The organism is Trueperella bonasi (genome assembly GCF_030811535.1).
GTDB lineage: Bacteria > Actinomycetota > Actinomycetes > Actinomycetales > Actinomycetaceae > Trueperella > Trueperella bonasi.
Genome location: NZ_JAUSQX010000001.1, coordinates 985,684 through 1,010,722 on the forward strand (window position 1 = coordinate 985,684; position 25,039 = coordinate 1,010,722).

Genomic DNA, 25,039 nt, shown 5'->3' on the forward strand with positions numbered 1-25,039 from the left:
AATTTAGACCACTTAAAGGATTCCTTATGACTGACTTGAATAAGCTTGATCGCGAAGGCGATATTGCAGCTGACTACTTGGAAGAACTACTTGACATCGCCGATCTCGATGGAGACATCGAAATCGGTGTTGAAGCAGATCGGGCATCCGTCGCTATCGTTGCTGATGATGGTGGGGATAGGCGACTCAAGCGCCTCATTGGTCGCAGGGGTGAAGCTCTTGATTCTTTGCAAGAACTGACTCGGCTTGTTGTCCAACAGGATACGGGTGAACGCTCCCGTTTGATGCTGGATATTCTTGGATACCGTGACAACCACAGGGCTCACATTTCCGAGATTGCTCAGCGCGCTATCGAACGGGTCGAAGAAACGGGTGAACCGTACTCGATGAAGCCCATGAATCCTTTCGAGAGAAAAGTTGTTCACGACGTCGTGGCTGAAGCCGGATTCTTCTCCGATTCCTCCGGTACCGGACATAACCGACATGTAGTTATTTACCTCGAAGATGATTTCGAGTCCGAATTTGAAGATGAGGACGTTGATGAGGACGAGGAACTCGAGAACGAATAGTCTGGCGAATCCATGGCTGAGTCCGTTCATGTAGAGGAAGTTCCCCGCGCAGGAGCAGAGCATTTTGGCGAGCACGCGTGGTCGAGATTAACGCGCTTTGCGCAGATGCTCGTGGATGAAGGTGAGCTACGCGGACTTTTGGGCCCTAGGGAATTAGATCGCCTTTGGACCCGTCATATTTTAAATTCGACGGCGGTGGCTTCTTTTCTCCCCTCTTCTGGGAGAGTCGCCGACGTCGGATCTGGAGCTGGATTCCCAGGTGTAGTCTTGGCCACTATGCGACCAGACTTAAATTTTGACCTCATTGAAACTATGGAGCGGCGCGCTATCTGGTTGTCGGATGTTAAAGACGAACTCAATTTAAAGAATGTGAACGTCATCCGCTCTCGCGCCGAGGATATGCCGAAGAATTATTCGGTGGACGTAGTGACGGCTCGGGCCGTTGCTGCACTAAAGAAACTCGTTCCGTGGACTCTCCCGTTGCTTAAGCCCGGCGGTAAGTTACTCGCTTTAAAAGGGGCGCGGGCCGAACAGGAAATTGAAGAAGCGGATCAGGAGCTTTTCAAATTTCAAGCGCAGTCGGCACGCGTTTACGATGTCGACGTATGGGGAACAAAGGAAGGTACTCGGGTTCTCGAGGCCGTGAAAGTCGGATAATCCGTGATGGCTGTTCCACCTCCTGGGCCGAATGTTTCACGTGAAACATTCGGCCCAGTCACTTTATTGCGCCACCGGTTCACATGAAAGCGTTTCACGTGAAACATGCGGGAGATCTACTACGCATCGAAAACTCCGCCATTTCACTATCGTAATGTTTCACGTGAAATATCTGCTCCAGATCTTTGGGTTAATAATTGGTGTATGCTAAATTCCAATGTTTCACGTGAAACAATTTTTCCTCACACGTTTCAGAGTATCGTCACGGGAAATCAGCGGTAGGATGAAGTGTCCAATAGTTAAGGAGAAATAGTGGCTGATCCTATGCGGGAAGCAGAGCGTCGAAGGAAAAGCACGCCCACTGTGAAATCTTTTGAAGAACAGTTCGGAGATGATGTTAGTCCGGTAGGTGCGCAACTAATTAAAGATCGTGAAGTGCTGAAAAAAATCAGCGGAAGCACTCTCCCAGCACCCGTAGAAACACGAATTATTGCAGTTGCCAATCAAAAGGGTGGCGTAGGTAAAACAACTACTGCAGTGAATATTGCTGCCAGTCTGGCACTCGGCGGATTAAAAGTACTTGTCATAGATTCCGATCCTCAAGGTAATGCCTCCACAGCCCTGGGAATAGAACACACTAGTGGAACTCCATCACTGTTCAGCGTCATTACACAAGAACTATCCATTAATGATGTGACGAAGAAAAATCCACAAATCGATAATCTTTGGGTTGTTCCATCTACGATCGATCTTTCAACCGCAGAAATGTCTTTGATGCTAGAAGACGAGCGTGAATATCGTTTAAAGCACGCGATCGATCAGATTCCAAAAGACTTTGATTACATCATTATTGACTGTCCGCCCAGTCTCAGCCTTCTTACTCTCAATTCGCTGGTAGCTGCGAAGGAAGTCCTCATTCCTATACAGACGGAATACTACGCATTGGAAGGATTGACACAACTTGTCAACACTATCCAAGCCGTCAGAGAGTCAACCAATTCCACACTGACCATCTCGACCATCATTTTAACGATGTATGACAAGCGAACCAATCTTGCTAATGAAGTTGCACGTGAAGTGAGGTCGTATTTTCCGGATCAAACATTGGAGACGGTGATTCCTCGAAACGTAAAGATTTCTGAAGCTCCGAGCCATGAGCAAACTGTTTTGACTTACGATCCAAGATCAAGTGGAGCCGTAGCCTACCTAGCTGCAGCACACGAAATTGCTCATCGCGCGTAGCTGGTTAACTCTAGATTTGAAAAGGAAGAAATATGTCAGAAAAACGAAAAGGACTTGGTCGCGGCCTTGGTGCGCTGTTTCCAGAAGAGCAGAAAGAAACAAAAAGTAGAGCGATCGATGTTTTCTTCAGCAACCCGACACGTGTGAATAAGCCTGAGACGGACAAAACCGAAGATCATTCGACCCTCAGGGGCGAGAAGAGCCTTGCCGAAGCTGGCCATAGATCAGATCAGGCTGGAAATCATGATAAAGACAATGCGCAAGCTCATGAGCTGGTTCCGATTCCAGGAGCGACGTTCGGTGAGATTAACCTCGAAGAAATCATTGCGAACACTCGCCAGCCTCGTGAAATCTTCGATGAAGACGAACTCCAGGAACTAGCTGATTCGATCAATGAGGTAGGCGTCCTTCAACCTATTGTTATCCGACCAATTCAAGAAGCTCCCGAAGAATCGCCGAATGCGCGTTACGAGCTCATTATGGGTGAACGTCGCTGGCGAGCTTCGCAGCGGGCAGGAAAAAAGACGATCCCAGCCATAGTTCGCCGAACGGAGGATTCAGATCTCCTTCGTGATGCTCTGTTAGAAAATCTTCACCGATCTAATTTGAATGCATTGGAGGAAGCCGCAGCCTACCAGCAACTATTGGAAGATTTTCAGTGCACCCAAGAAGAGCTTTCTAAGCGAATCGCCCGTTCACGTCCGCAAATTTCCAACACATTGCGCCTCATGAAACTTCCACCGCTCGTCCAACGGCGCGTAGCGGCGGGAGTCATTTCAGCGGGACATGCGCGAGCGTTACTTGGGCTCCAAGATCCAGCGGCGATGGAACGGTTGGCCCAACGAGTTGTTGCTGAAGGCCTCTCGGTTCGCCAAGTCGAAGAAATCGTGGCCGTGGGTGAGGAAGGTACACCATCCAGAACGCGAAGAAGCAGACAAACCAGATATCAAGAAGAGCTTAATGAACTCGCAACTCGCTTATCCGACCGGTTTAACACCCGCGTCAAGGTAAATTTGGGTGTCACAAAGGGCCGGATCGCCATCGAATTTGCTTCAATAGAGGATCTCAACCGTATTTTGGACAACCTCGACGAACAAAACGTAGAGATCGCCCAGAACTAACTCGTGGAACCCTCGTCAGCCGAAACGGCCGCCGTCTTTAAAATATCCAAATAGATATCATCCAAAGTGCGGCCCTGCTGCGCCGCTAAGGCAGCAGCAGCTTGCGGAAAAATTGATGTCTCAGTCATGCCCGGCGCCACGTTCACGTCGAGGAACCATGCCTCGCCCGTGTCATCAACAATGATGTCCGTCCGCGAATAGTGCCGCAGACCCAAGGTTTCATGGACGGACTCGGCCATCCGCCCAACCTGCGCAGCCTCATCACTAGTATCGTCAATAACGTATTCAACCCGACCGGGATTATAACGAGCGTCGAAATCATAGGGCCCAGAAGCGCGAATCTCGACTGCAGGTAAAGCCACCGGACCTTCACCAAGGTCAGCCACGCTCACACCAAATTCACGGCCAGCAACATATTGCTGAATCAGGGCAACATCCCCGTATGCGAAACAGTCCACCATAGCACCCGGTAGGTCGGCGCGATGATCAACGATTGATAGGCCCATCGAAGAACCCGCATTCGTGGGCTTCACAACCAGAGGGAAAGAAAAGCGCTTTTCTACCAGATTTAAAATATTTTCCACGCCAACCTCGCGGAAAAGGCTTTGTGGCAAAGCGGTCGAAGATGGAACTCGTAATCCAACTTTTGACAATACTGACGAGGCCACCGACTTATCGGATGCTAGCCGGCAACCATAGGACTCAGTTCCAACAAAAGGATAACCTGCGAGCACCAAAAGATCCTGAAGCGAGCCATCTTCACCAATCGAGCCGTGAACGAGTGGCCACACGACGTCGGGCTCAATCGCCTCAAGCCGATGGATGAGATGGGCATCAACGTCGAGAACCTTTACTTGGATACCCGAAGAACGAAGCGATTCCGCTACCCGCCGCCCAGAATTAAGAGAGATTTCTCTTTCGTGTGTAAGCCCGCCAGCCAGAATAGCAACCGTCATATGACTCATGGGTACCTACCTTAAATTCGACTTAGGAGTTTCAACTCCGGTATTTGGATATCGGGTGGGATGACCAAACATTTCGATCGTCTCTAGCTCGTTTTCGATCACCGTGGCCAGTCGGCGCACCCCTTCCTCAATCCGTTCGGGGGTGGGATAGCAAAAAGATAGACGCATGTGATCGGAACCTTGGCCATCCGCATAAAATGCTGTGCCCGATACGTAAGCAACCAAATTAGTCGTCGCACGCGGAAGCATAGCCTTCGCGTCGATACCATCGGGCACTTTCACCCACGTGTAAAATCCGCCCTCCGGCACATTCCACGAGGCCCTAGGCAGGTGTCTATCCAATGCGGCACTCATCGCATCGCGCCGCTCGCGATACATGGACCGATATTGTTTGATCTGTGCCATCCAATCGTAGCTACGCAAATATTCAGCAATCGAAAGTTGCCCCATCTTCGTTGGTGAAAGAACAGCGTTTTCATTGGCAAGAATCAGCCTTTGAGTCACCGCATGATTAGCGAGTGCCCAACCCACCCGATAGCCAGGAGCGAAAGTTTTTGAAAATGATCCAAGGTAAATCACGCCATCGGGATTGAGCCGCTGGAGCGGCGTCATCGTTTGGTCGTCAAAGCCGAGCATGCCATACGGATTATCCTCAAGTATGAGCACGTGGTATCGCTCGCAAATTTCCACGATTTGCGGCCGGCGTTCGGCAGACATCGAAACTCCCGCCGGGTTGTGGAAGTTTGGCACTGTATAAAGAAACTTTACTTCACGGCCTTCTCGCGCAAGTTTGGCCAGAGTCTCTTCTAGTGCTTCCGGAATCAACCCATCCTTATCAAGCGGCACGTGCACAACGTTGGCTTGGTAGGCACGGAACACCCCGAGGGCGCCCACGTACGAGGGCGCTTCAGCCACAATCACATCACCGGGATTAATGAAAATCTGTGTAATGATATCAAGCGCCTGCTGCGAGCCAGTAGTAATCGTGATGTCGTCAGGGTGAGCGCGAATTCCTTCTGGCCGCATCACGTCGACGATCATTTCCCGCAGTTCTTCTTCACCCTGACCTCCGCCATATTGCAGAACTTGCGGCCCGCGTTCACGTATGAGTTTCGCCGTCATGTCGGCAAGAAAATCGAGTGGGAGACCCTCAATATTTGGCATGCCACCAGCCAGCGAGACCACCTCGGGGCGGTTTGCCACCGCGAACAGTGAGCGGGTTTCGGATTGCTTCATTCCCAAAGCGCGATCAGCATACCGATCAAACCATGGGTCGAGCCGCGTGCCCGCCCCTGTGGAGGCATCGAGTTTGCGCGCAATGCGCGAATCATTCATCGACATCTTCGCTTTCTATCGAAAGGGAGTCCAGGTACTCTTCGGCGTCGAGCGCGGCTTTGGCACCGGTACCGGCTGCGGTGATCGCCTGCTGGTAGTGGGAGTCGACGACGTCGCCGCAAGCGAACACGCCCGGCAGGGAAGTCCTGGTCGAAGGTTCGTCGACGACGATGTATCCACCTTCGTCTAGTTTGAGGGCGCCTTGCAAAAATTTGGTGCGTGGCTCATGACCGATCGCTACGAACATGCCGGAAACAGGAAGATCACTAGTTTCTCCCGTTTCTGTGTTGCGTAGGGTGAGAGATTCAAGCCTGTCGGTACCGTTAATTTTTTCCACCACGCTATTCCAGTGCATGGTGACCTTGTCGTTGGCCAACAGACGGTCAGCCATGATCTGGGAGGCACGAAGCTCGTCGCGGCGGTGAATCACGTGAACCGTGGTACCGAATCGCGATAGGAACTGCGCCTCGGTCACGGCCGAATCGCCGCCCCCAATTACTGCGATTTCGCGATTTTTGAAAAAGAAACCGTCACAGGTGGCGCAGTAGGAAACACCCTTGCCGGTAAACAGTTCTTCACCTTCAAGCCCGAGTTTCTTGTAATCGGAACCCACCGCGAGGATCACGGATTTGGTGCGGTAGGTCTGTTCGTCGGTGCGAATCTCTTTGATTTCACCGTCAAGTGTGAGTTCGACGGCGTCCTCGTAGCGCATGTCAGCACCGAATCGGACCGCCTGTTCTTCAAATTTTTGCATGAGCTCCGGGCCCATGATGCCCTCGGGCCAGCCGGGAAAATTTTCCACTTCCGTGGTGGTCATCAAGGCACCACCCGCGTTGAGAGTTCCCGCAAGCAGAATGGGATTCAGGCCCGCGCGGGCCGTGTAGATGGCAGCGGTCCAGCCGGCTGGTCCAGAGCCAACGATAACGACGTCGTGAATCTTAGTCACTGTTCCTCTTTTCTAGGTGTGGGCTCTAGTTAACCGTGATCTCGTTGAGGACCAACTGGTTTTCGCCCGCAACATTTTGTGGGAGTTCGGTTATCCATACGACGAACGAGCTCGCGGTTAGCGGATCATCGAGCGTCATGGTTGTGCCTCCAGCTGTAACGGGCCCTTCGGCCACTATTTTGCCAGACGACGGTGCATCTGGAACGGTGTCACGGATCTGAATATTCCCACCGTTGCCAGATACATCCAAGACGACTTCTGTGATAACCGCCTCTTCTTCGAGTTCGATATGTAGGCCGATGCCGGACATGGGGGACATCGTTGGTGAGGTGTATGTCCATGAATTCCATGCCGTCGATGGATCCGAATCGATTGCATGACCAACAGAGCCGGGATTATCTTGCTGTGCCGGATCGATTCCGGCGATCATTCCCGCATCCGGTGAAACTAATGAAGCGTTCGCAATTTCCGGTGCGGTGGTCGGGGTCGTGGTCTCAGGTGCGGGCGTGTCTTCCTGTGTTTCGGTCTCTGCGGGAGTGTCGGTTGTAGAGCTTGAGTTGAGATCAGAATCCGGATCTGTCAAAGTCACCGGATCGAAGGGGGATGTGAGTTTACGAAGCCCCATGATGCCAATGACAATTACGCCAATCACGAATAGGACGAGCACGATGCGTGTTGCATCAAATTTCTTTTCGCGCTCACTGTGTGCTTCAAGAGAGGCTGGGCGCCGGTGCTCGGGCTCCTCGTGGCTCTGAACATCATTGGTAGCAGTTTGCGGCACTTGCACTTTGGCTGTGGGCGCCGTGGCATCCGGGTCAAAACCACTCGGTGGAGCTGTTTCCGATTCCGCGTCATGAAAACGTTCAGCAAGGGCCCGCCGTTCGGGTGGAAGTGATACCCGCTCGGATTCCTTCGCCGCGGGAGCGGCACTTGCCATGGAGGCCGCAGCGTTGGATAGGCCCGGCCACGCATAGTTAACTTGCGGGCTTTTAGAGGCATCCAGGCCAAGTGCCTCATCAATGAGGCTGGTCGCCTCATCATGCGTGGTAGCTCGTGGTTCAGAATTCCCGGAAGGCTGCTCTGCCGGCTCGGCCTGGTCCGTTAACTCAGTTGCAGATGCCAGCTCCTCATCAGTATCACCCTGCGGCGGATTCTGTGCCGGAGGCGCACTTTCTTCACTTGGCGCAGTCTCTTCCCGCGGCGCAATTTCTTCCCACGGAACAAGACGCCGGGTGAGATCCGATGGCGACGCCGCGCCGTCGCCATCGCGTTCGCTCGCCAAAGTCGCTGCCAGCTGGGCGGGTAGTTCAAGTTCGGCCGCTTGAGCAATGACGGCGTCATGTTCTGCCGGGTCGGGAAATTCGCGGCCAAGGAGCAAAGAGGCAAGTAAAACTGTTAATCCGCGTGCCTCGTCGCGATCAAGCTCGGAGGCGGACTTCGAAGTATCGGCGCTGACAAGTGCGCTATAGACTCCTAGGCCGTCCACAACAACTTCGCCTTCTGGCGTTATAAATATTGCATCTGGGCGCACCTGTAAATGGCGAACACCGCGGCGGGCACCGGTTGCAATTGCGCTTGTGGTTTCACCGATGATCGCGTGGATTTGCTCTGCTGGTAGCGCCTCGTCCGCCAAGAGTTCCGCAAGTGATTTCCCGGGTGGAATTTCAGTGATATACGCGTGATCTTCGCCAGACACCACCTGCACGATTGCCATCAGGTGAGGATCGGTAACAAGGGCCGCTCGGCGCGCCGCATCAATGACATCGGTGACCTGGTCGGCATTCGGATCGATCACGACCACCCTCACATGCCGAGATAGGGCTACGTCATGCGCGATCCAGGCGCGCGCGGCGTTACAGGAGGGATGCGCATACGGACTCACCAGTTCGAAGCGATCGGCAATGCGTTGTCCTGGCCGCGCGTATGAAGTGCTCACTCATCAACTCCCTTTGTCGTCCAACCTAGTCTAACTACGATTGGGTTATTGAAATGGTACATCTATCTTCATTGCCGTGAAGCAGCAACAAATTCGTTAGGTTCGATCGGTTGAGATCGGCGACCGTCCCGAATCGAGCGAATTAGCCCGAAAATAAACACGGCACCGACGATCGCTGCAAGCACAGCTGTTCCCACATTTTCCCAGTCCGCTCGAACTCGAACATGTAAAATATCCGGGCTTCCCACAAGGTCACCGTGAGCGTTTTTAACAAACACTTCAACATCCACGTTTCCTGAGCCGTGAGCTTCAACCGGAACCGGCACCGTCGCCGTCGACGACGCTTCTAGGCGAACGGGAACAGGATTGGGTGCCACAAGCCGAAAATCCGGGGTGTCTAAATGGACGACGATGTTCACCGGCTCCGAAAACTCATTCGTCACTTGAATTGGCAGAGCCGAGCTTTCCGAAATCATGTTGATGGTAGATAAGGTGTTGACCGTGATGGCTTCCATTTGCTGCGCGGTAGGAGACAAGTGCGCAATGTGTGCTTGCCGAGCGGCCGGATCACTACGCCACAAGACGGAAAGCAGATGATTGGCCCGCTCGGTTGCAGCTGCGAATAGTTCAGGGCCGTTGTCGAAAATTGTGACAAGGCGAGTGAATTCCGCCAAGCCTTCGTCGATTTGTGTGAGTTCTAAAGCGGTGATGGCACCGCGAGCAAGTTCATCGGAATCTGTAAAATCTCGTTCCGCCCAAGAATCGCCATCCGAGATTTGAGTGAGAGTAGTGCGCTGGACCCACGGCAAATCAAGTATCTCCAAGGCTGTTTCACGGTCAGTTGAACCGTCACGGCCTGCAGTAATCACAATGGGTCGCGGATCATTTGGCCGCTGCCTGTGATGAATGGCAGACAGGGCGATGGCCACTTGGCGAGAATCAACCTGATGAAGTTCGATCTCCGGATTGTCGCCGACGGCGAGTTGCCCTTCCAGTGCAGAGCCAATCTCTGCGTGCGTGGCGATTGCAGGGTATTCACCGTCAACTTCGATGGACGTCAGTGCCCCCGGTGTGTAGGTAAGACCCGCGATTGGGGCAAGTTCAGTATCCGAAATCAGAAGTTGCATATTCAGATCCGCGGCAAGCGTGAGAGTTTCACGATCTGGCGCGCTAGCAGGAAGAAAAACAGCATTTTCCCCGAGTTCGCGAGCTTGGGCGATCCGGCCGGCCGCTAGGAGTGCGGCAATATCCGCGTCATATTGGGGAAGCGAAAGTTTTTCGGCGCGGCTCGGCGTAATTTCAAGGGTCGGATCGGCCAGGATCGTGACGCCGGGGTGATCCCACTGATCGACGTATTGGTCAACGTTTGAGAAAGCCGCTGGATCACCTTCGCTGGTCATGAGGATTTCGTTGACCGGAGTGAGGTTTTCAATATCGGTATCCGTGATCGGAACGACGACGCTGGCTGGGTAGGGAGTCAGATCGTGTTCTGAGGCGACGACGATCATGGTGCGATCGGCAACTACATCCGAATCCGTGACGGCTCGAACTTCAATACCGCGAGGCCCCCACGTGAATTCTCCGGACTCCCATGGAAGATTTTCACGAGGGATGGTCAGAGTATGTTCAATCGTGTGGCCGGGGGGAACTTCTAGATTAGTGGGAATCGAATAAATGAATCTGGCCAAACTTTTGCCATCCATCCAGTTATAGACGGACTGGCTAGATATCGCGGTAGAGGATTGGGCGAAAAGTTCGATGTCCGTCACCGTGACTTGGCCTTGGCTACTGTTTGTATAGGCAACCGTGAGGTCAAGGTTCTCACCGACGTCGAGAACAGGTTCTCCCACATCAACGATGTCCAGTGAATCGGTGACCGGGGGGATGATATCGGTGGCGTAGCTGGGGGAGAAAGCAGCCGTGGCCAGTGCGCTGATACCTATCAAACAGGTGGCCCGCTTCATCGCTTATCCCCGTATAGCAGGCCTTTGGCCATATTGATGATGCGCCGTTCGTTGGGATAGGCAAGGCGCGAAGCTACCTGATCAATACGAACCCATTCGACGATTTCAGCTTCCTGATCTGGATCGTTTTCTACCGTGAGTTCTCCAGATAACGCTTCTAACAGAAAATGATGAACCACCTTGTGCACGCGCCTGTCCGATCCCGAGAACCAGTAGTCAATTGACGAAAGGTGAAGCAGAACTCGCCCAAAGATTCCTGTTTCTTCAGAGATCTCGCGAACGGCTGCTTCTTCTGCAGTTTCCGTTCCTTCAAGATGACCTTTGGGTAGACACCATTCGAGCCGCCCAGAACGGTTTCGACGGGCAATCACCGCGATGTAGGCGTGTCCGTTTTGCACCGAGACGATCACGCCGCCGGCCGACGTCTCGTTGACGACGGGCAGGGGACGCCGATTGCGAGCCATGTAGCGCCTTCGGCGTGGACCCTTCGAGGGAGGGGTCGGTAATCTCGTGGACATATGTCTCTACTGTAGTGAACTAGGTCTGCGAGCGTGCCTTCGCGCGTGCTTTTCTGGCACCCTTAAGGGGTGAACACTGAACGCGAAACCACTTCCCATCAGACGACGGCCAGCGCTGACGTCAATCAGCGTGCCCAGCTCCTTGGTCGAGGACAGCAGACCCTAACCAAGTTGCCTCGGGCAATTCTTGAACTGGGATCTATTTTCGCACGTTCTGGGCATGAATTGGCGCTGGTTGGCGGACCAGTTCGTGATGCTTTCCTCGGTCTGCCCGTTCACGACTTCGACTTCGCTACCTCTGCCCGCCCGAAACAGACGCAGGAACTGCTCAACCAGTGGGGCGATTCGACCTGGGATATCGGTAAGGATTTCGGAACAATCGGAGCCGCTCGCGACGGGCTCGTCGTCGAAGTAACCACGTACCGAACAGAAAGTTACGTCCCGGCCTCGCGCAAACCCCAGGTTTCCTACGGCGACACGCTCGAAGGGGATCTCACCCGGCGCGACTTCACGGTCAACGCGATGGCCGTGCGGCTACCCGAAATAGAATTAGTTGATCCGACAGGTGGCTTCGATGACCTGATCGACGGCGTGTTGGACACCCCGGCACCGGCCGAACAGTCTTTCGACGACGATCCGTTGCGCATCATGCGCGCTTGCCGATTTGCCTCACAGCTCGACTTTTACGTGTCAGAAACGGTGATGCGAGCGATGGCCGACATGGCAGATCGGCTAGAAATTGTTTCTGTGGAACGCATTCAGGCCGAGCTAGAACGGTTAATTATCGGGCGCAATCCACGGGCGGGCCTGGAGCTCATGGTGGAAACCGGAGTGGGCGACGTCGTGCTTCCCGAACTGTCAAACCTGCGTGAAACCGTGGACGAACACGGTAGGCACAAGGATGTTTACGAGCATACGCTCACGGTATTGGATCGGGCGATTGCGCTGGAAACCGAAGCTGATGGGCCCGTTCCGCGGCCGGACTTCGTATTGCGATTCGCGGCTGTCATGCACGATGTGGGCAAACCGGCTACCCGCAAGTTTGAAAAGGATGGGACTGTATCCTTCCACGCTCACGACATTGTTGGCGCGCGGATGACAACCAAGCGGATGCGCCACTTGCGCTTTGATAAGGCGACGACGAAGGACGTGGCGCGGCTTGTGGAATTGCACTTGCGTTTTCATGGCTACGGTGAACAGAAATGGTCAGATTCTGCCGTGCGCAGGTATGTGACCGACGCCGGGCACTTGCTCGAACGCCTGAATCGGCTGACCCGCGCGGACGTCACTACCCAAAACCGGCGCAAAGCGCGGTGGCTTTCAGCCGGTATGGATGATTTGGAACAGCGAATTGCCGAGCTGAAAGCGCAGGAAGAAATCGATGCGATTCGGCCTGATCTGGACGGCTCGCAAATTATGGAAATTCTGGACTTGAAGCCCGGGCCGGACGTGGGCCGGGCACGCGCTTACCTGTTGGAATTGCGGATGGAAGAGGGCCCGCTCGGCGAAGAGGAAGCCACGAAACGTCTGCTTGCATGGTGGGAAGAGCAGAACCGGTGAGCGGGGACTTCGGCGCAGAGATCCAGGGCGGCGAAGATCAGCACGGCAAGTCTCAGCGCGATGAGTATCACGTTGGTGAAGAGCTTGCAGAAAAGCTTGGGCTGATAGAGCAGTTGAAGCGAGTTTTGCGCTACCCGAAATACCGTAAGTTGCTCGCTATTCGCCTCGTCTCGCAGGCGGGTGATGGCATGTTCCAGGTTGGGCTTGCCAGCCTCTTCTTCTTCAATCCGCACAACGCGACGACGGCCGGCGGGGTCGCCGCGGCCTTTGCGGTGCTACTGCTGCCATTTACGATCGTGGGCCCGTTCGCCGGCCCGCTGCTTGATCGGTGGAGCAGGCGCAACGTATTGCACTACGCGAACTTGGTGCGCGTGGTGTTCGCGCTTATTTTGGCCGTTCTGATTTACTACGTTCCCACCCATTGGATGATTTACGTTTTGGCGCTCATCACCCTTGGCGTTAATCGATTCTTGCTATCCGGGCTTTCCGCCGGGCAGCCACACACGCTCCCCAAACACCTGCTCGTGATGGCCAATTCAATTACGCCGACTCTCGGTTCCGTGTCAGCCGTTGTTGGAGCCGTGCTCGGCTTGGTACTCAACTGGATCTCATCCGAGGGGCTAAGAAACGCGATTGCGCTGGTGATGGCGGCAATTATTTTCGCGATGGCTGCAATGCTGGCCTTGCGGCTTGGCCAATGGGAACTGGGCCCGGACGAGAAGCCGAAAACCACGCTTACCCAAGATTTCCGCAAGGTATTACGAAAAATGGCCGACGGCGTCGTGTATCTCACCCGCCGTGGAACGCCCATGTACGGCCTTGGGATCATGGCGATTCACCGCTTCTTATACGGCGTCAATTTCATCGCTTTGTTGTTGATCTCGCGCAACTTGCTTTCCGATCCGATGGATGGCGACGCCGGGCTCGCTACGTTTGCGCTCGTTGCCGGCGTGTCAGTCGTCGGCAATGGCCTGGCGATCATTTTGACCCCGACCGTCTATCAGTGGATGACACCTGCAAGATGGATCATGTTCTGCTTGGGAATCTCGGTCATATCCCAGGCTCTGCTGATGATCACTTACCGCGCTCCGCTGATCTTCGTTTCGGCCATCCTGCTAGGCCTAGGTGTGCAGGGGGCCAAGATCGCCGTCGACACTATCGTGCAAGCAGATACCGCTGATGCTGTCCGCGGTCGAGCATTTGCCCTTTACGACATGATGTATAACGCCGCATTCGTGGCAGCCGCACTACTAGCGGCGCTCGCCCTGCCGGACACGGGCTGGTCACCCCAGGTGTTTGCCGGCTTGACTGCCACCTACATCGCGGCAGCAGCCTGGTACTGGTACAAAGTAAGATCCGTGAACTTCCAACCGCGCCCGGTATCAGCACCCCGATAAATCAAAACGCCATCTGATGCGAGTAGGAGCGAAGTGTGAGTAGCCCTGCTTTTGCCAGCCCAGATAAGTGAGAAGATAGAGCCATGAACAAAGAGGAACCCGCGCAGGTCGCGAGCGAAAACGATGAGCTCAGCTCGCGCCCAGTCGATTCACCTGAAATCGAAGAAGACGTATCAGCGACCGAATCGGCCGAAGAATCGGCGGGTAAGCCAGCCGAGGAACTCGCCGTCGTTCCGCCAGAAGATCGGGAAACCTCCGGTGTGAAGATCCTCGTTGTGCTCGCCCTGCTTGCCGTGCTCGGAGCTGGGCTGCATTCAATTTCAGAGGTGTTCACCCCCATTTTCTTAGCCTTGACACTGGTCCTCGCGGTGCGGCCCGTGGGGCAAAAGATGATTGCCAAGGGCTCGCCGGCATGGTTGGCAGCCTGTGTAGTCATCATCGTGCTGATTGTTATCGTTTTTGGGGTATTGGGCGTGACGGTGCTGTTACTGACACCCGTGCCGCAAACGCTCATGAACTATTCGGTGAACTTCGAGGCGACCACCTACCAGTTTATGAACTGGTTGGAAGAACTCGGCGTGGAAACCGTTGATCTGACGAACTTCGTCGATCAAATCAACTTCAACTCGATTATCGGGTTCGCGTGGGAACTAGTAGATCGGCTGTCGGCTGTTGGCGGGTTGATCGCCATCATCATCGTGGCCGCATTCTTCATCACGATTGACACGACCATTACGAAGCGGCGCGTTTCTCTTGTGAATCAACGCCACTCGAACCTTGGCCGCGCCATGTCCGATTTTGAACGGCGTGTACGCTCATACTGGATCGTGTCCACCGTGTTTGGTCTGATCGTGGCAATCATCGATGGCTTCGCTTTGCAAGTCATGGGGATTCCATTGGCGTGGACGTGGGCATACTGGGCTTTTGTCACCAACTACATCCCAAACATTGGCTTCGTTATCGGTGTGATACCGCCAATGGCCATGGCTTTGCTCGATCAAGGCTGGCAGTCAATGGTGTGGGTATTAGTTCTCTACTCCGTGATCAACGTGGTGATCCAAACATTCATTCAGCCCAAGTTCACCGGCGACGCCGTCGGACTATCGCCCACGGTGACCTTCATTTCCCTAGCGTTGTGGACGAGTATCGTTGGTATTCTGGGTTCAATCCTTGCGGTACCGTTGACGTTGTTCTTCAAGGCTCTGCTCATCGACTCCGATCCACGAGCCAGATGGCTAGATGCCTACCTGATTTCCGAAGAACACATCGAGCGAAAGAAAAAACAGGGCGTCTACGAAGTACCCAGGGCTGGCGCGCGGAAATCGCGGCGTAAATTACGTTCGCGATCGGACCGACGCAAGAAATAGGCGCGATAATAGGTAACACGACGAGGGGGCCCGATGGCGAAGAAGAAACGGCAGGCAGGAAAGCAACGCCGCGGAAGCGGCTATCCTCGTGCCGGAATGGGCCCGATTCGCAGGTGGCTACCCTCCTGGCGGATGGTGCTCGGAACGTTGCTCGGCGTCATCGCAATCGCATTCGGCGGTCTGATCGGAATGTATGTCACGACCGAGATTCCTGAACCCGACGAATTTGCGCTCGCGCAACGCACCACGGTGTTCTACGAGGACGGCGAAACCGAACTCGGCGCGTTTTCCGAACTCAACCGTACCTCGGTGCCGCTCGAGCAAATTGCACCGCACATGCAACACGCCGTGATCGCATCCGAAGACTCCTCCTTTTACGAAAACTCGGGAATTGACCTGCGCGGTATCGCTCGCGCATTGTGGAACAACATCCAGGGCAAACCCCTCCAAGGGGGATCAACCCTGACGCAACAGTACGTTGAGCGCTATTACATGGGAACGACGACGTCGATCCCCGGCAAGGTCAAAGAAGCGATTTTGGCGATCAAAATCGACCGTGAACAGTCGAAGGAAGAGGTGCTTGAAAACTATCTGAATACGATCTATTTCGGCCGCGGTGCATACGGTGTTGAAGCGGCGGCACAGGCCTATTTCGGGTTATCTGCAGCAGAACTTGACCTTGGCCAGTCGGCCATGTTGGCGGGAATTATTCCTGCGCCAAGTGCATGGGACCCGGCAGTTGATCCACAACGAGCCGAAAAGCGCTTCCACCGGGTACTCGCACTCATGGTGGACGACGGGTGGATTACGCAAGCTGAAGGCGATGCGGCGTCGTTTCCTGACGTGCTGGAGCCCGGCGCGGATAATGCGTTTGCCGGGCCGGACGGATACCTTATGGACCGGGCGCGCACAGAACTTATTGCGAACGGATTTTCGGAACAGGAATTGGCAACCGCCGGATACCAGATCGTGACCACAATCGATCAGGACATGCAGCAGGCGGCCGTGGATGCAGTGAATGCTTTGCCAGACGACCGCCCAGAAAACAACCACGTGGGCCTGCTGTCAGTTGACCCGCGAAACGGTGAAATTTACGCCATGTATGGCGGCGCCGACTACCTGGAGCGTCAACGTAATTCCGCAACTCAAGATCGCGCCCAAGGAGGATCGACCTTCAAGATGTTCGGCGTTGTTGAGGCAATGGATCAAGGAATGTCACCGGAAGAGCGCTTCGATTCGCCCGCACAGTACACCGTGGAAAACCCGAATGGCGAAGATTTGGTTTTCAACAACGTGGATCAGCGTAGCTACTACGATGTGCCCCTGACCACCATGACGGCACGTTCGTTAAACACCGGATTTATTGAGCTCAATGAGGAACTTCGGCCCCACAATACGATGGAAATGGCCATCACGCTCGGATTACCGGAAGATACGCCCGGTCTGGACGCGGGAGTTGGAAACGTGCTCGGTTCGGCGTCTCCGAACGCAGTCGAGATGGCCACAGCGTTCGGTACGCTCGCCAACGACGGCGAACGGATCAAACCGCACATCGTGCGGGAAGTCTTCGATCGAGACGGAAATCGAATCTACACGGGTGACACCTCGAGTGAGCGGGTGATCAGTTCACAAACAGCACAGCTGTCCAATTACGTCCTCGAACACACCCTGAAGCCGGGCGGTACGGCTGCGGATGCGGCGTTACCGGGGCGTCCCTCGGCCGGAAAAACGGGAACCTCATCGGGGCCGATGTCGGCATGGTTCGCCGCCTACGTGCCGCAGATGGTAACGGTGGTGAACATGTTCGCGATCGCCGATGACGGCTCGGAAGCACTACTTGAGCCTTTTGGTGGTGTGTATCAGATCGCGGGTGGTAACTTGCCCGCCCAGGTCTGGCACGACTACATGGTCGTTGCCACCGAAGGCATGGAAGTCATCGATTTTCCAGATGTGAGTGGATTGTTGGCCCAACGTCAGCCAACTCCTGTGTACACGCCGGAACCCACCGAAGAGCCAACGGAAGAGGAAACGGAAGAACCGACCGAAGAAGCCACTGTGGAGCAGGAAGAGCCCGTTGAACAACCCACCGAAGAGACCAGCCCGCAAGAACCGGGCGATCCCGTGGAAGAGCCATCGGATGAGAGTCTCGAAGAAGACCAAGACTCGGGCGAATAGGGCGGGCTTATCCACATGTGGCCAATTGCGCACATTGGCCAGCTACGATCTGAGCTAGAATGGTGTGCTGTCTGTCCAAAGTTACTGAAGTTACCAAGGGCAGCGCATGACCCTCCTGTCACGGAAAGGCCGTGACCGCGAAGACCAAAGGAGGTGGGTATACATGCGTCAATACGAGATGATGATCATCCTCGATCCCGAAGTGGACGAGCGCAACCTCCAGCCCACGCTGGAAGCCATGCTTTCCGTCATTACTGACGACGGCGGTGTGCTCGACAATGTGGACATCATGGGCAAGCGTCGCCTCGCCTATGAGATCAATAAAAAGACCGAAGGTGTGTACGTCGTTATTTACATGACCGTCAACCCTGAAACTGCCAAGGAACTCGACCGCCAGCTCGGCCTCAACGAAAGCGTAATGCGCACCAAGCTGCTTCGTTACGAGCCCGCTTCGGCACCGGCAAACGAGTAAGAAGGAGTTTAAGACATGGCAGGCGAACCAATAATCACAGTCGTCGGAAATCTCACTGCAGATCCCGAACTCAAATACGTTGGCTCGGGTACGCCAGTCGCTTCCTTCACGGTCGCTTCAACCCCGCGTACCTTCAACCGCAACACGAACGAATGGGAAGATGGCGAAGCCATGTTCATTCGTTGCTCAGTGTGGCGCGACTACGCCGAAAACGTCACCGAATCGCTCGCAAAGGGCATGCGCGTTGTCGTTCAAGGCAGACTCCAGGTTCGCAACTACCAGCGTCAGGACGGCTCACAGGGCACGTCCGTTGAAATGCAGGTAGATGAGGTTGGCCCCTCGCTTCGTTACGCTACCGCGCAGGTTACCAAGACCTCCGGGCGTGGCTCGGGCGGCGGATACAACCAGCAGAACCAGGGATATGGTCAGCGAGGTCAAGCTTCCTACAACGCGCCTCAAGGTGGCTCGGGTCAAGACCCGTGGGCACAGGCGCCAGGCGGATCGGCATTCGACGACGACCCGCCGTTCTAAGCACAAGGTCAATATTTTTCCGGACCCGTAGCTAGAAGTGCGGGCCGTGTTCACAAGAAATAGAGGATTTATTATGGTTGCAAAACCAGTTTTGCGGCAGCCAAAGAAGAAGGCGAACCCGCTCAAGGCTGCAAAAATTACGAAGGTTGATTACAAGGACACCGCAACACTTCGCAAGTTCATCTCCGATCGCGGCAAGATCCGTGCTCGCCGCGTCACCGGAGTCAGCACGCAGGAACAGCGGCAGATCGCACGCGCAGTGAAGAACGCGCGCGAAATGGCCCTCCTGCCGTTCTCTAGCTCGAACCGCTGAGGAAGGGGATAAAAAATGAAGATCATCCTTACTCACGAAGTTGAAAATCTCGGCCAGCCCGGTGACGTTGTTGAGGTTAAGGACGGCTACGGCCGTAACTACCTGATCCCGCGTGGCTATGCCACGGCTTGGACCAAGGGTGCACAGCGTCAGATCGACCAGATCAACGAAGCACGCCGCCGTCGCGCAACCGAAAACATTGAGTCGGCACGCGAATCGCGCGAAGCACTCGAAGCTTCAACCATGACTATCACCAAGACGGCTGGTACCAATGGTCGCCTGTTTGGTGCAGTTACGACTCAGGACGTCGCGGAGGCTGCTTCCGAATTGGCCGGCAAGAAGATCGATCGCCGTCAGATCCATCTGAATGGAACGATCAAGTCGGTTGGTGAATACACCGGTTCGATCAAGCTCGCTGAAGAAATCACCGCGAACATCAAGATCGAGGTTGTTGCCGCTAAGTAGCGGCTGGAATCGGGTGCACAATGAGCCAGACCCAAGATTAGCTGGGCTTGGCATGAGCCGGGTGGGAGCCCGTCTTTGGAACTCTTCGTTTACGTTCCTGCGGACGGGCTCCCACCCGCTTTGTTTTGACGCGGCGTCTGGCCAAAGTTTCAAGTTAGGTGTCCAGGCTCATCCACTCGTCCTTACGTACACGCCACAGCATCGTGCCGCCCCGCACCGCCATGAACAGCACTGCATAGCCCACCCACAGCCAGATCATGCCAGCTGCACCCCAGCCAGCTCCTGGCCCAATAAAGAACAGGGCCACGGGCGTGAATGCGATGAGAGCACCAACCATGTACCAGGCCAACCGCTTGGTGTCGCCAGCACCAATCAGCACGCCGTCGAGCATGTAGGCCACTGCCGCGATAGGCAAAGCCGCGCTCGTGACCCACATTGCCTGGGTTGCAAGCCATGCGACGTCGTCGTCGATCGTCATAACGTGCGGAATAACGAAGGAAAGCCCGGCCAACAACACACCCAACACCACGCCAATGCGAACGCCGACCACAAGATTTCGTTTGAGAACCAAGCGAACGCGCTCGCGGCTACCCGATCCCAAACCTTGGCCGACAAGAATTTGCGCGGCCGTTGCCAAAGCGTCAAGGCCGAATGCGGCGAAATTCCACATCGTCATCACAATCTGATTCGTGGCTAGGGCGAGCGTGCCGAGCGAGGTGGCGGCGGAGATCTGCAAGATGATCGCACCGCGTAGGGAGAGCGTTCGGATCACAAGCGGAATTGCATCCCGCAAGGATTTCAGCACCCCCGCGCCGCTAGGACGCAGCGCCACCGCGTGTGTGCGGGCCAAACGGTAGACGGTGTAGCCAAGATAGGCACCCATGAAAGTTTGCGCGATGGCGGTGCCAAGCCCGGCCCCTGCCACACCGAGTTTTGCCCCGTAGATGAGTGCCGCGTTCAGTGGAATGTTTACTAAAGCGCCGGTTGTTGCCGCAATGAGCGGCGTGCGGGTATCGGCAAAACCACGCAGCGTTCCATTCGCAGCAAGAACAAGAAGCATGCCCGGCAGACCGACGGCGGAAGCGCGCGCGTACCTTACAGCCTCGGCCAAAACCTCCGGTTCAGGGCCGAACCATCCTAGGATCGTGGGAGCGAAAGCTGCCAGCAGCATGCCGAGCACGACGCCGAGAGAAAGGCCCAGCCACATACCATCGATTCCCTGCCGCAGGCCCCTATCTGGATGGCCGGAGCCAACATGGCGAGCCGTGGCAGCAGTGGTCGCATACGACAGGAAAATGCATATTCCAACCACGGTGGCTAACACGGTGGATGCAAGCGAAAGGCCAGCTAGCGGATGCGTGCCGAGCCTGCCCACCATCGTTGTATCCACTGCAATAAGGAGTGGTTCGGCAAGCAACGTTGCGAGCGAGGGCAGTGCCAGCTTGCGGATAGAGCGGTCGATATCGCGTTCGGTCACGGCCCTAGTATTAAGTTGCTATGCGAGAAATACAAATTTACGGAGCCTTCGAACCCTAAGCGCTTGAGACCTAAAGCGCTGGAGTCAGGAAAAGAACTCCGCGATCCACGAGAAAAATTCTCCAAGCAACGTAAGAACGACAATAATTATGAACACTCCGCCTATGACGTTGCCTATCTTTCCGTCTTCCTTCTCAGACGTCTCCTCGTGCGGAACCGCTGGGCTCTCGCTTGGGGAATCGGAAGAATAGTGGACGACGGGCCTCGCCGCATTCTCGGCAAAATTCGCATTATCGAAGTTCGCACCGTTGTGGCTTGCTGCTTCGACGGTGAGAAAAGCGTTCGAATTGGGATCTGACTTGATCCAGGCGTCGTACTCCTGCTTTGTCAGTTCTACACCGTCGAGGGCGAATCCGGATGAGTCAAGGATCGTCTCTTTGTGGGTGGTGAGGCGCGAGTTGGTGAAGTTACGGGCAGTTCGAGCGAGTTGAGCGAAAGGCGAGCCATCAGCTGCGATCACCACGTTGTTGAGCCTGCCAACTGACCGCATATTCTCATAGGCGGAAGGAGTTGCCGAAGCCGAATGGACCGGTGCCGTTCCGCTGGCATCGTGCGTGGGGTTCGATTCCCGCGGGGAAGCCGTCCAGGAGTGCGGCTGCCTGCGTGCGCTTTTTGCTCGTGAGAGTTTACGACGACGCCGTTTGCTCGCTTTATCGTAGTTGCCCGCAAGGAAATCAGATTCTAGCCTTTCTGGTCTTTGCGGAAGGCGAAAGCGCGAGCCTGACTCAACCCACGCTGAGCCGGTTGGGTTATCCGACCGAAAAACAGCCATGAGCACCCCTTTCAGTTTCCCGAACTGCGTTAGTAAAAACGTCCAATGGCCTACTGCTAACCATACGCGACGGGAAGGAGGGTGGCCTCAAATGTCTGTTAAGTGCTTTGTTTACTTTTCGGTAAACCGGGCGACACGCAGGGTTAAAACTTCAAGGTAGATAACTGTGGAAATATCTCACTGCCTAGTGTTGTTATCCACGGCTGTGGACGAACCTGTGTACGGAAATTCGCAGAAAATCACACGTCTATCCACGACTGTGGTTAACTCTTTTACGTTTTGTGGATAAGTTGAGGTAGTTCTCCCCTGATTCTCCACGAACTCGGAATCAGTTTCCACGCAATTTCTTAAAGAATCCACAGCATTTCCAAAATTCTGTGGATAACTGTCTTCCCTCGATTTGACACGGCCGGAGGACCAAGCTAGCTACCCTCCTCTGCGACTGTCTCGATCTTTAAGAAGGTATGCCAACCGAATTGGTAGCGCCGAGCTAAGCTCGGTAAAGTTCAGACCACTGGTTCACGCGAATCAAGGAGTGATCGTGACTATCAAAACTACCCACGTTGGTTCTCTCCCACGTACAAAAGCGTTGCTCGAAGCTAATACCCAGCATGCAAATGGACAGATCTCCACTGAGGAGCTCAATAGCGTTTTGGAATCCGAAGTTGCCGGCGTCGTTAAGCGTCAAAAGGACATCGGGATCGACGTCGTTAACGAGGGCGAATATGGCCACATCATGCAAGAAAGCGTGGATTACGGAGCCTGGTGGTTCTACTCTTTCACTCGGCTTGGTGGTATTGAGTTTGAGGAAGTTTCGACGCTCGACGGCGGAGGGCAGCGACTCTCAACTCCTGGAAACATCGTTTTGACCTCATTCGAAGATCGCCGTGACCGTAAGGTTTTCGCAGGAGCATATGCGGACCCCGAATCTGGAATCTATACGGGCGGCGAAATGACCGAGGCTCCCGTTTTCACCGGTGACATCACATATATCGGCGAGCAGGCCACACGCACGGATGTCGATCTTCTCAAGAAGAACATGGATGCCTACGGAATCGAAGATGGCTTCATGCCCGCCATTTCCCCTGGTTCGGCTGCGCGAATCCAAAACAGGCGTTACGACAGCGAAAAAGAGCTGCTGGACGCCGTCGCCGATGCGCTCCATGAAGAATACAAGATCATCACCGACGCCGGCCTAACTGTACAGATTGATGCCCCAGACCTTGCTGAGTCGTGGGACCAGATTAACCCCGAACCGACGATCGCTGACTATCAGGATTGGCTGCAGTTGCGCATCGATGCGATTAACCGTGCACTTCAGGGAATTAATCCCGAGCTTGTGCGCCTGCATATTTGCTGGGGTTCGTGGCACGGCCCGCATTCGACGGATATTCCGTTCGATGCAATCGTCGATCAGTGCCTCGAGGTTAACGCTAAGGAGTTCTCATTCGAGGCGGCATCGGGTAGGCATGCTCACGAGTGGAAGATTTGGCAGGACGGCAAGTTGCCGGCTGGTAACGTGATCGTACCGGGCCTCGTATCGCATTCGACGAATATCATCGAGCATCCGGAGCTCGTAGCGGAACGTTTGATCCGATTTGCGGAGATCGTTGGTCCTGAAAACGTGATTGCCTCTACCGATTGCGGCCTTGGCGGGCGTGTTCACGAGGAGATCGCATGGGCGAAACTTGAAACGCTTGTTGAAGGAACGAAGATCGCTAATAAGCACTTTGGTCTTTAAGCTGCTGTGATCTTCGGTTTGTGGCCGGACGGTGTCGGAGTTGGGGTATAGATTGAGTGGTGCGCTGATCACTCGAAGGGAGCCCAATGTCGGAAGTGTCCACGATGTCGTTTGAGCGCGTTCCGCCGCAGGATGTGGAAGCGGAACGCTCGGTTCTTGGTGGAATGATGCTCAACAAGGACGCGATAGCGGACGTCATTGAGGTACTCATCCCTAGTGACTTCTACCGCCCGGCTCACGAGATCATTTTTAATGCGATCCTCGAAATCTTTGGTCGTGGTGAACCCGCTGATGCGATCACCGTCTCTTCCGAGATTTCGAAAAAGGGGGATCTTGAACGGGTTGGTGGGCGCACCTATATTTTTGATCTAGTCAATTCCGTGCCGACGGCGGCAAACGCCGGCTACTATGCACAGATCGTTGCGGATCAGGCGAAGTTGCGCACGCTGATCGAGGTGGGTACGCGGATTACTCAGCTTGGTTACACCACTGACGGCGGCGATGTGGCCGAGTTGCTGAACACCGCACAGGCCGAGGTCTATAACATGACCGAATCGCGAGCCACGCAGGACCACGTCGAGATGAAAGACCTCGTGGGTGAGCTGCTGGCTGAAGTTCAGGCAAACGCGAGCCGTGAAGATGGGGTGACCGGGCTGTCCACCGGCTTTCACGCACTGGATGACACGCTCAACGGGCTTCGTCCAGGCCAGATGATTATCGTGGCCGCCCGCCCGGGTATGGGAAAGACGACGATCGCCATGGACTTTTGCCGTCACATTGCGATCAGAGAAAAGAAACCGGTTGCGTTCTTCTCCCTCGAAATGAACCGAGTGGAACTTGGCCTGCGTATCCTAGCCGCTGAATCCGAGGTCTTTTTGAAGAACCTCATCACCGGTGATGTGCGCCAGAGCCAGTGGGCACGCATTTCGAAAACACTTGATCGTATTTCCTCAGCACCTTTCCTCGTTGATGATTCGCCGAATCTGACCATGATGGAGATTCGTGCCAAAGCCCGTAGGTTGCGCCAACAGTACGATGTCGAGCTGATCGTGATCGACTATCTGCAGCTATTAACGTCCGGGGGCCGCACCCCAGAATCACGTCAGCAAGAGGTATCGGAGTTTTCCCGATCGATCAAACTCCTTGCCAAGGAGCTGGAAATCCCTATCATCGCGATTTCGCAGCTGAACAGGAATCCGGAACAGCGTGGAGATAAGCGCCCGGCCGTTTCCGACCTTCGAGAATCGGGTTCGCTGGAACAGGATGCGGACGTCGTCCTGCTCATCAATCGCCCTGAAAATGTTGATGGCTCCCCCGACGATCCGCCGGCCGAAGTGATCGTCGGAAAGAATCGTTCCGGCCCAACCGATACAATCGAGCTGGCCTTCCAGGGTAACTACACAAGGTTCGCGAATTTTGGTGAGGGCTAAGTCAATCTGGAACACAGCTAAGGAGTT

The 25,039-nt window shown here is 54.8% G+C and carries 22 protein-coding genes; 14 read left to right on the forward strand and 8 right to left on the reverse strand.

The window, feature by feature from the left end; genetic code table 11:
* The first annotated feature begins 26 nt into the window (after window positions 1-26).
* The 4 genes from J2S70_RS04685 (at window position 27) to J2S70_RS04700 (ending at window position 3,589) form a co-directional block, all read left to right on the forward strand.
* The gene (locus J2S70_RS04685) at window positions 27-569 is read left to right on the forward strand and encodes a Jag family protein (RefSeq protein ID WP_307682577.1); all 543 of its coding nucleotides are present in this window, start codon (window positions 27-29) and stop codon (window positions 567-569) included.
* 12 nt (window positions 570-581) lie between these two features.
* Entirely contained in the window at window positions 582-1,226 is a 645-nt protein-coding gene (gene rsmG, locus J2S70_RS04690; RefSeq protein WP_307682578.1) for a 16S rRNA (guanine(527)-N(7))-methyltransferase RsmG, read from the forward strand.
* Window positions 1,227-1,538: 312 nt separating this feature from the next.
* On the forward strand, window positions 1,539-2,468 hold the full coding sequence (locus J2S70_RS04695) for a ParA family protein (protein WP_307682579.1): 930 nt from the start codon (window positions 1,539-1,541) through the stop codon (window positions 2,466-2,468).
* A 32-nt stretch (window positions 2,469-2,500) separates the two neighbouring features.
* A complete protein-coding gene (locus tag J2S70_RS04700) occupies window positions 2,501-3,589 on the forward strand; it encodes a ParB/RepB/Spo0J family partition protein (protein ID WP_307682580.1) in 1,089 nt (362 codons plus the stop codon).
* Here J2S70_RS04700 and J2S70_RS04705 read toward each other — a convergent pair.
* The 6 genes from J2S70_RS04705 to J2S70_RS04730 form a co-directional block, all read right to left on the reverse strand.
* Window positions 3,586-4,554: a D-alanine--D-alanine ligase family protein gene (locus J2S70_RS04705; RefSeq protein WP_307682581.1), complete on the reverse strand. Its 969-nt coding sequence runs from the start codon at window positions 4,552-4,554 to the stop codon at window positions 3,586-3,588. The genes J2S70_RS04700 and J2S70_RS04705 overlap by 4 nt on opposite strands.
* A 6-nt stretch (window positions 4,555-4,560) precedes the next feature.
* The gene (locus J2S70_RS04710) at window positions 4,561-5,895 is read right to left on the reverse strand and encodes an aminotransferase-like domain-containing protein (RefSeq protein ID WP_307682582.1); all 1,335 of its coding nucleotides are present in this window, start codon (window positions 5,893-5,895) and stop codon (window positions 4,561-4,563) included.
* Window positions 5,882-6,835 (reverse strand): thioredoxin-disulfide reductase, encoded by a 954-nt coding sequence (gene trxB, locus J2S70_RS04715; protein ID WP_307682583.1) that lies wholly within the window; start codon window positions 6,833-6,835, stop codon window positions 5,882-5,884. Before trxB ends, J2S70_RS04710 begins: the two co-directional genes overlap by 14 nt.
* A gap of 25 nt (window positions 6,836-6,860) precedes the next feature.
* A complete protein-coding gene (locus tag J2S70_RS04720) occupies window positions 6,861-8,771 on the reverse strand; it encodes a protein kinase family protein (RefSeq protein ID WP_307682584.1) in 1,911 nt (636 codons plus the stop codon).
* 68 nt (window positions 8,772-8,839) lie between these two features.
* Window positions 8,840-10,735, reverse strand: coding sequence for a DUF6049 family protein (locus tag J2S70_RS04725; protein WP_307682585.1), 1,896 nt, complete (start codon window positions 10,733-10,735; stop codon window positions 8,840-8,842).
* The gene (locus J2S70_RS04730) at window positions 10,732-11,253 is read right to left on the reverse strand and encodes an NUDIX hydrolase (RefSeq protein ID WP_407702631.1); all 522 of its coding nucleotides are present in this window, start codon (window positions 11,251-11,253) and stop codon (window positions 10,732-10,734) included. Before J2S70_RS04730 ends, J2S70_RS04725 begins: the two co-directional genes overlap by 4 nt.
* 69 nt (window positions 11,254-11,322) lie before the next feature.
* On the opposite strand from J2S70_RS04730, the gene J2S70_RS04735 reads away from it, so the two are divergent.
* The 8 genes from J2S70_RS04735 to rplI all read left to right on the forward strand — a co-directional run bounded on the left by J2S70_RS04735 (window position 11,323) and on the right by rplI (window position 19,533).
* A complete protein-coding gene (locus tag J2S70_RS04735; protein ID WP_407702632.1) occupies window positions 11,323-12,813 on the forward strand; it encodes a CCA tRNA nucleotidyltransferase in 1,491 nt (496 codons plus the stop codon).
* Window positions 12,789-14,210 carry an MFS transporter gene (locus tag J2S70_RS04740; protein ID WP_307682587.1) on the forward strand — a complete coding sequence of 474 codons (1,422 nt, stop codon included), beginning with the start codon at window positions 12,789-12,791 and terminating at the stop codon, window positions 14,208-14,210. The genes J2S70_RS04735 and J2S70_RS04740 overlap by 25 nt, the downstream gene beginning before the upstream one ends.
* An 83-nt stretch (window positions 14,211-14,293) precedes the next feature.
* A complete protein-coding gene (locus J2S70_RS04745; RefSeq protein WP_307682588.1) occupies window positions 14,294-15,577 on the forward strand; it encodes an AI-2E family transporter in 1,284 nt (427 codons plus the stop codon).
* A gap of 33 nt (window positions 15,578-15,610) precedes the next feature.
* Window positions 15,611-17,752, forward strand: a complete 2,142-nt coding sequence (locus J2S70_RS04750) for a transglycosylase domain-containing protein (RefSeq protein WP_307682589.1) — start codon at window positions 15,611-15,613, stop codon at window positions 17,750-17,752.
* A gap of 163 nt (window positions 17,753-17,915) precedes the next feature.
* Window positions 17,916-18,224, forward strand: a complete 309-nt coding sequence (rpsF, locus tag J2S70_RS04755) for a 30S ribosomal protein S6 (RefSeq protein ID WP_307682590.1) — start codon at window positions 17,916-17,918, stop codon at window positions 18,222-18,224.
* Window positions 18,225-18,239: 15 nt separating this feature from the next.
* Window positions 18,240-18,755 (forward strand): single-stranded DNA-binding protein, encoded by a 516-nt coding sequence (locus tag J2S70_RS04760; RefSeq protein WP_307682591.1) that lies wholly within the window; start codon window positions 18,240-18,242, stop codon window positions 18,753-18,755.
* Between the two features lie 73 nt (window positions 18,756-18,828).
* Window positions 18,829-19,068 carry a 30S ribosomal protein S18 gene (gene rpsR / locus J2S70_RS04765; protein ID WP_307682592.1) on the forward strand — a complete coding sequence of 80 codons (240 nt, stop codon included), beginning with the start codon at window positions 18,829-18,831 and terminating at the stop codon, window positions 19,066-19,068.
* A gap of 15 nt (window positions 19,069-19,083) precedes the next feature.
* Entirely contained in the window at window positions 19,084-19,533 is a 450-nt protein-coding gene (rplI, locus tag J2S70_RS04770) for a 50S ribosomal protein L9 (RefSeq protein WP_307682593.1), read from the forward strand.
* Between the two features lie 154 nt (window positions 19,534-19,687).
* Here rplI and J2S70_RS04775 read toward each other — a convergent pair whose 3' ends face one another.
* Window positions 19,688-21,010, reverse strand: a complete 1,323-nt coding sequence (locus J2S70_RS04775; protein WP_307682594.1) for an MATE family efflux transporter — start codon at window positions 21,008-21,010, stop codon at window positions 19,688-19,690.
* 84 nt (window positions 21,011-21,094) lie between these two features.
* Window positions 21,095-21,841 carry a hypothetical protein gene (locus J2S70_RS04780; protein WP_307682595.1) on the reverse strand — a complete coding sequence of 249 codons (747 nt, stop codon included), beginning with the start codon at window positions 21,839-21,841 and terminating at the stop codon, window positions 21,095-21,097.
* 541 nt (window positions 21,842-22,382) lie between these two features.
* On the opposite strand from J2S70_RS04780, the gene J2S70_RS04785 reads away from it, so the two are divergent.
* Together J2S70_RS04785 and dnaB are read left to right on the forward strand one after the other, a co-directional pair.
* Window positions 22,383-23,582 (forward strand): cobalamin-independent methionine synthase II family protein, encoded by a 1,200-nt coding sequence (locus tag J2S70_RS04785; protein WP_307682596.1) that lies wholly within the window; start codon window positions 22,383-22,385, stop codon window positions 23,580-23,582.
* Window positions 23,583-23,668: 86 nt separating this feature from the next.
* Window positions 23,669-25,012 (forward strand): replicative DNA helicase, encoded by a 1,344-nt coding sequence (gene dnaB, locus J2S70_RS04790; protein WP_307682597.1) that lies wholly within the window; start codon window positions 23,669-23,671, stop codon window positions 25,010-25,012.
* Window positions 25,013-25,039 lie beyond the last annotated feature (27 nt).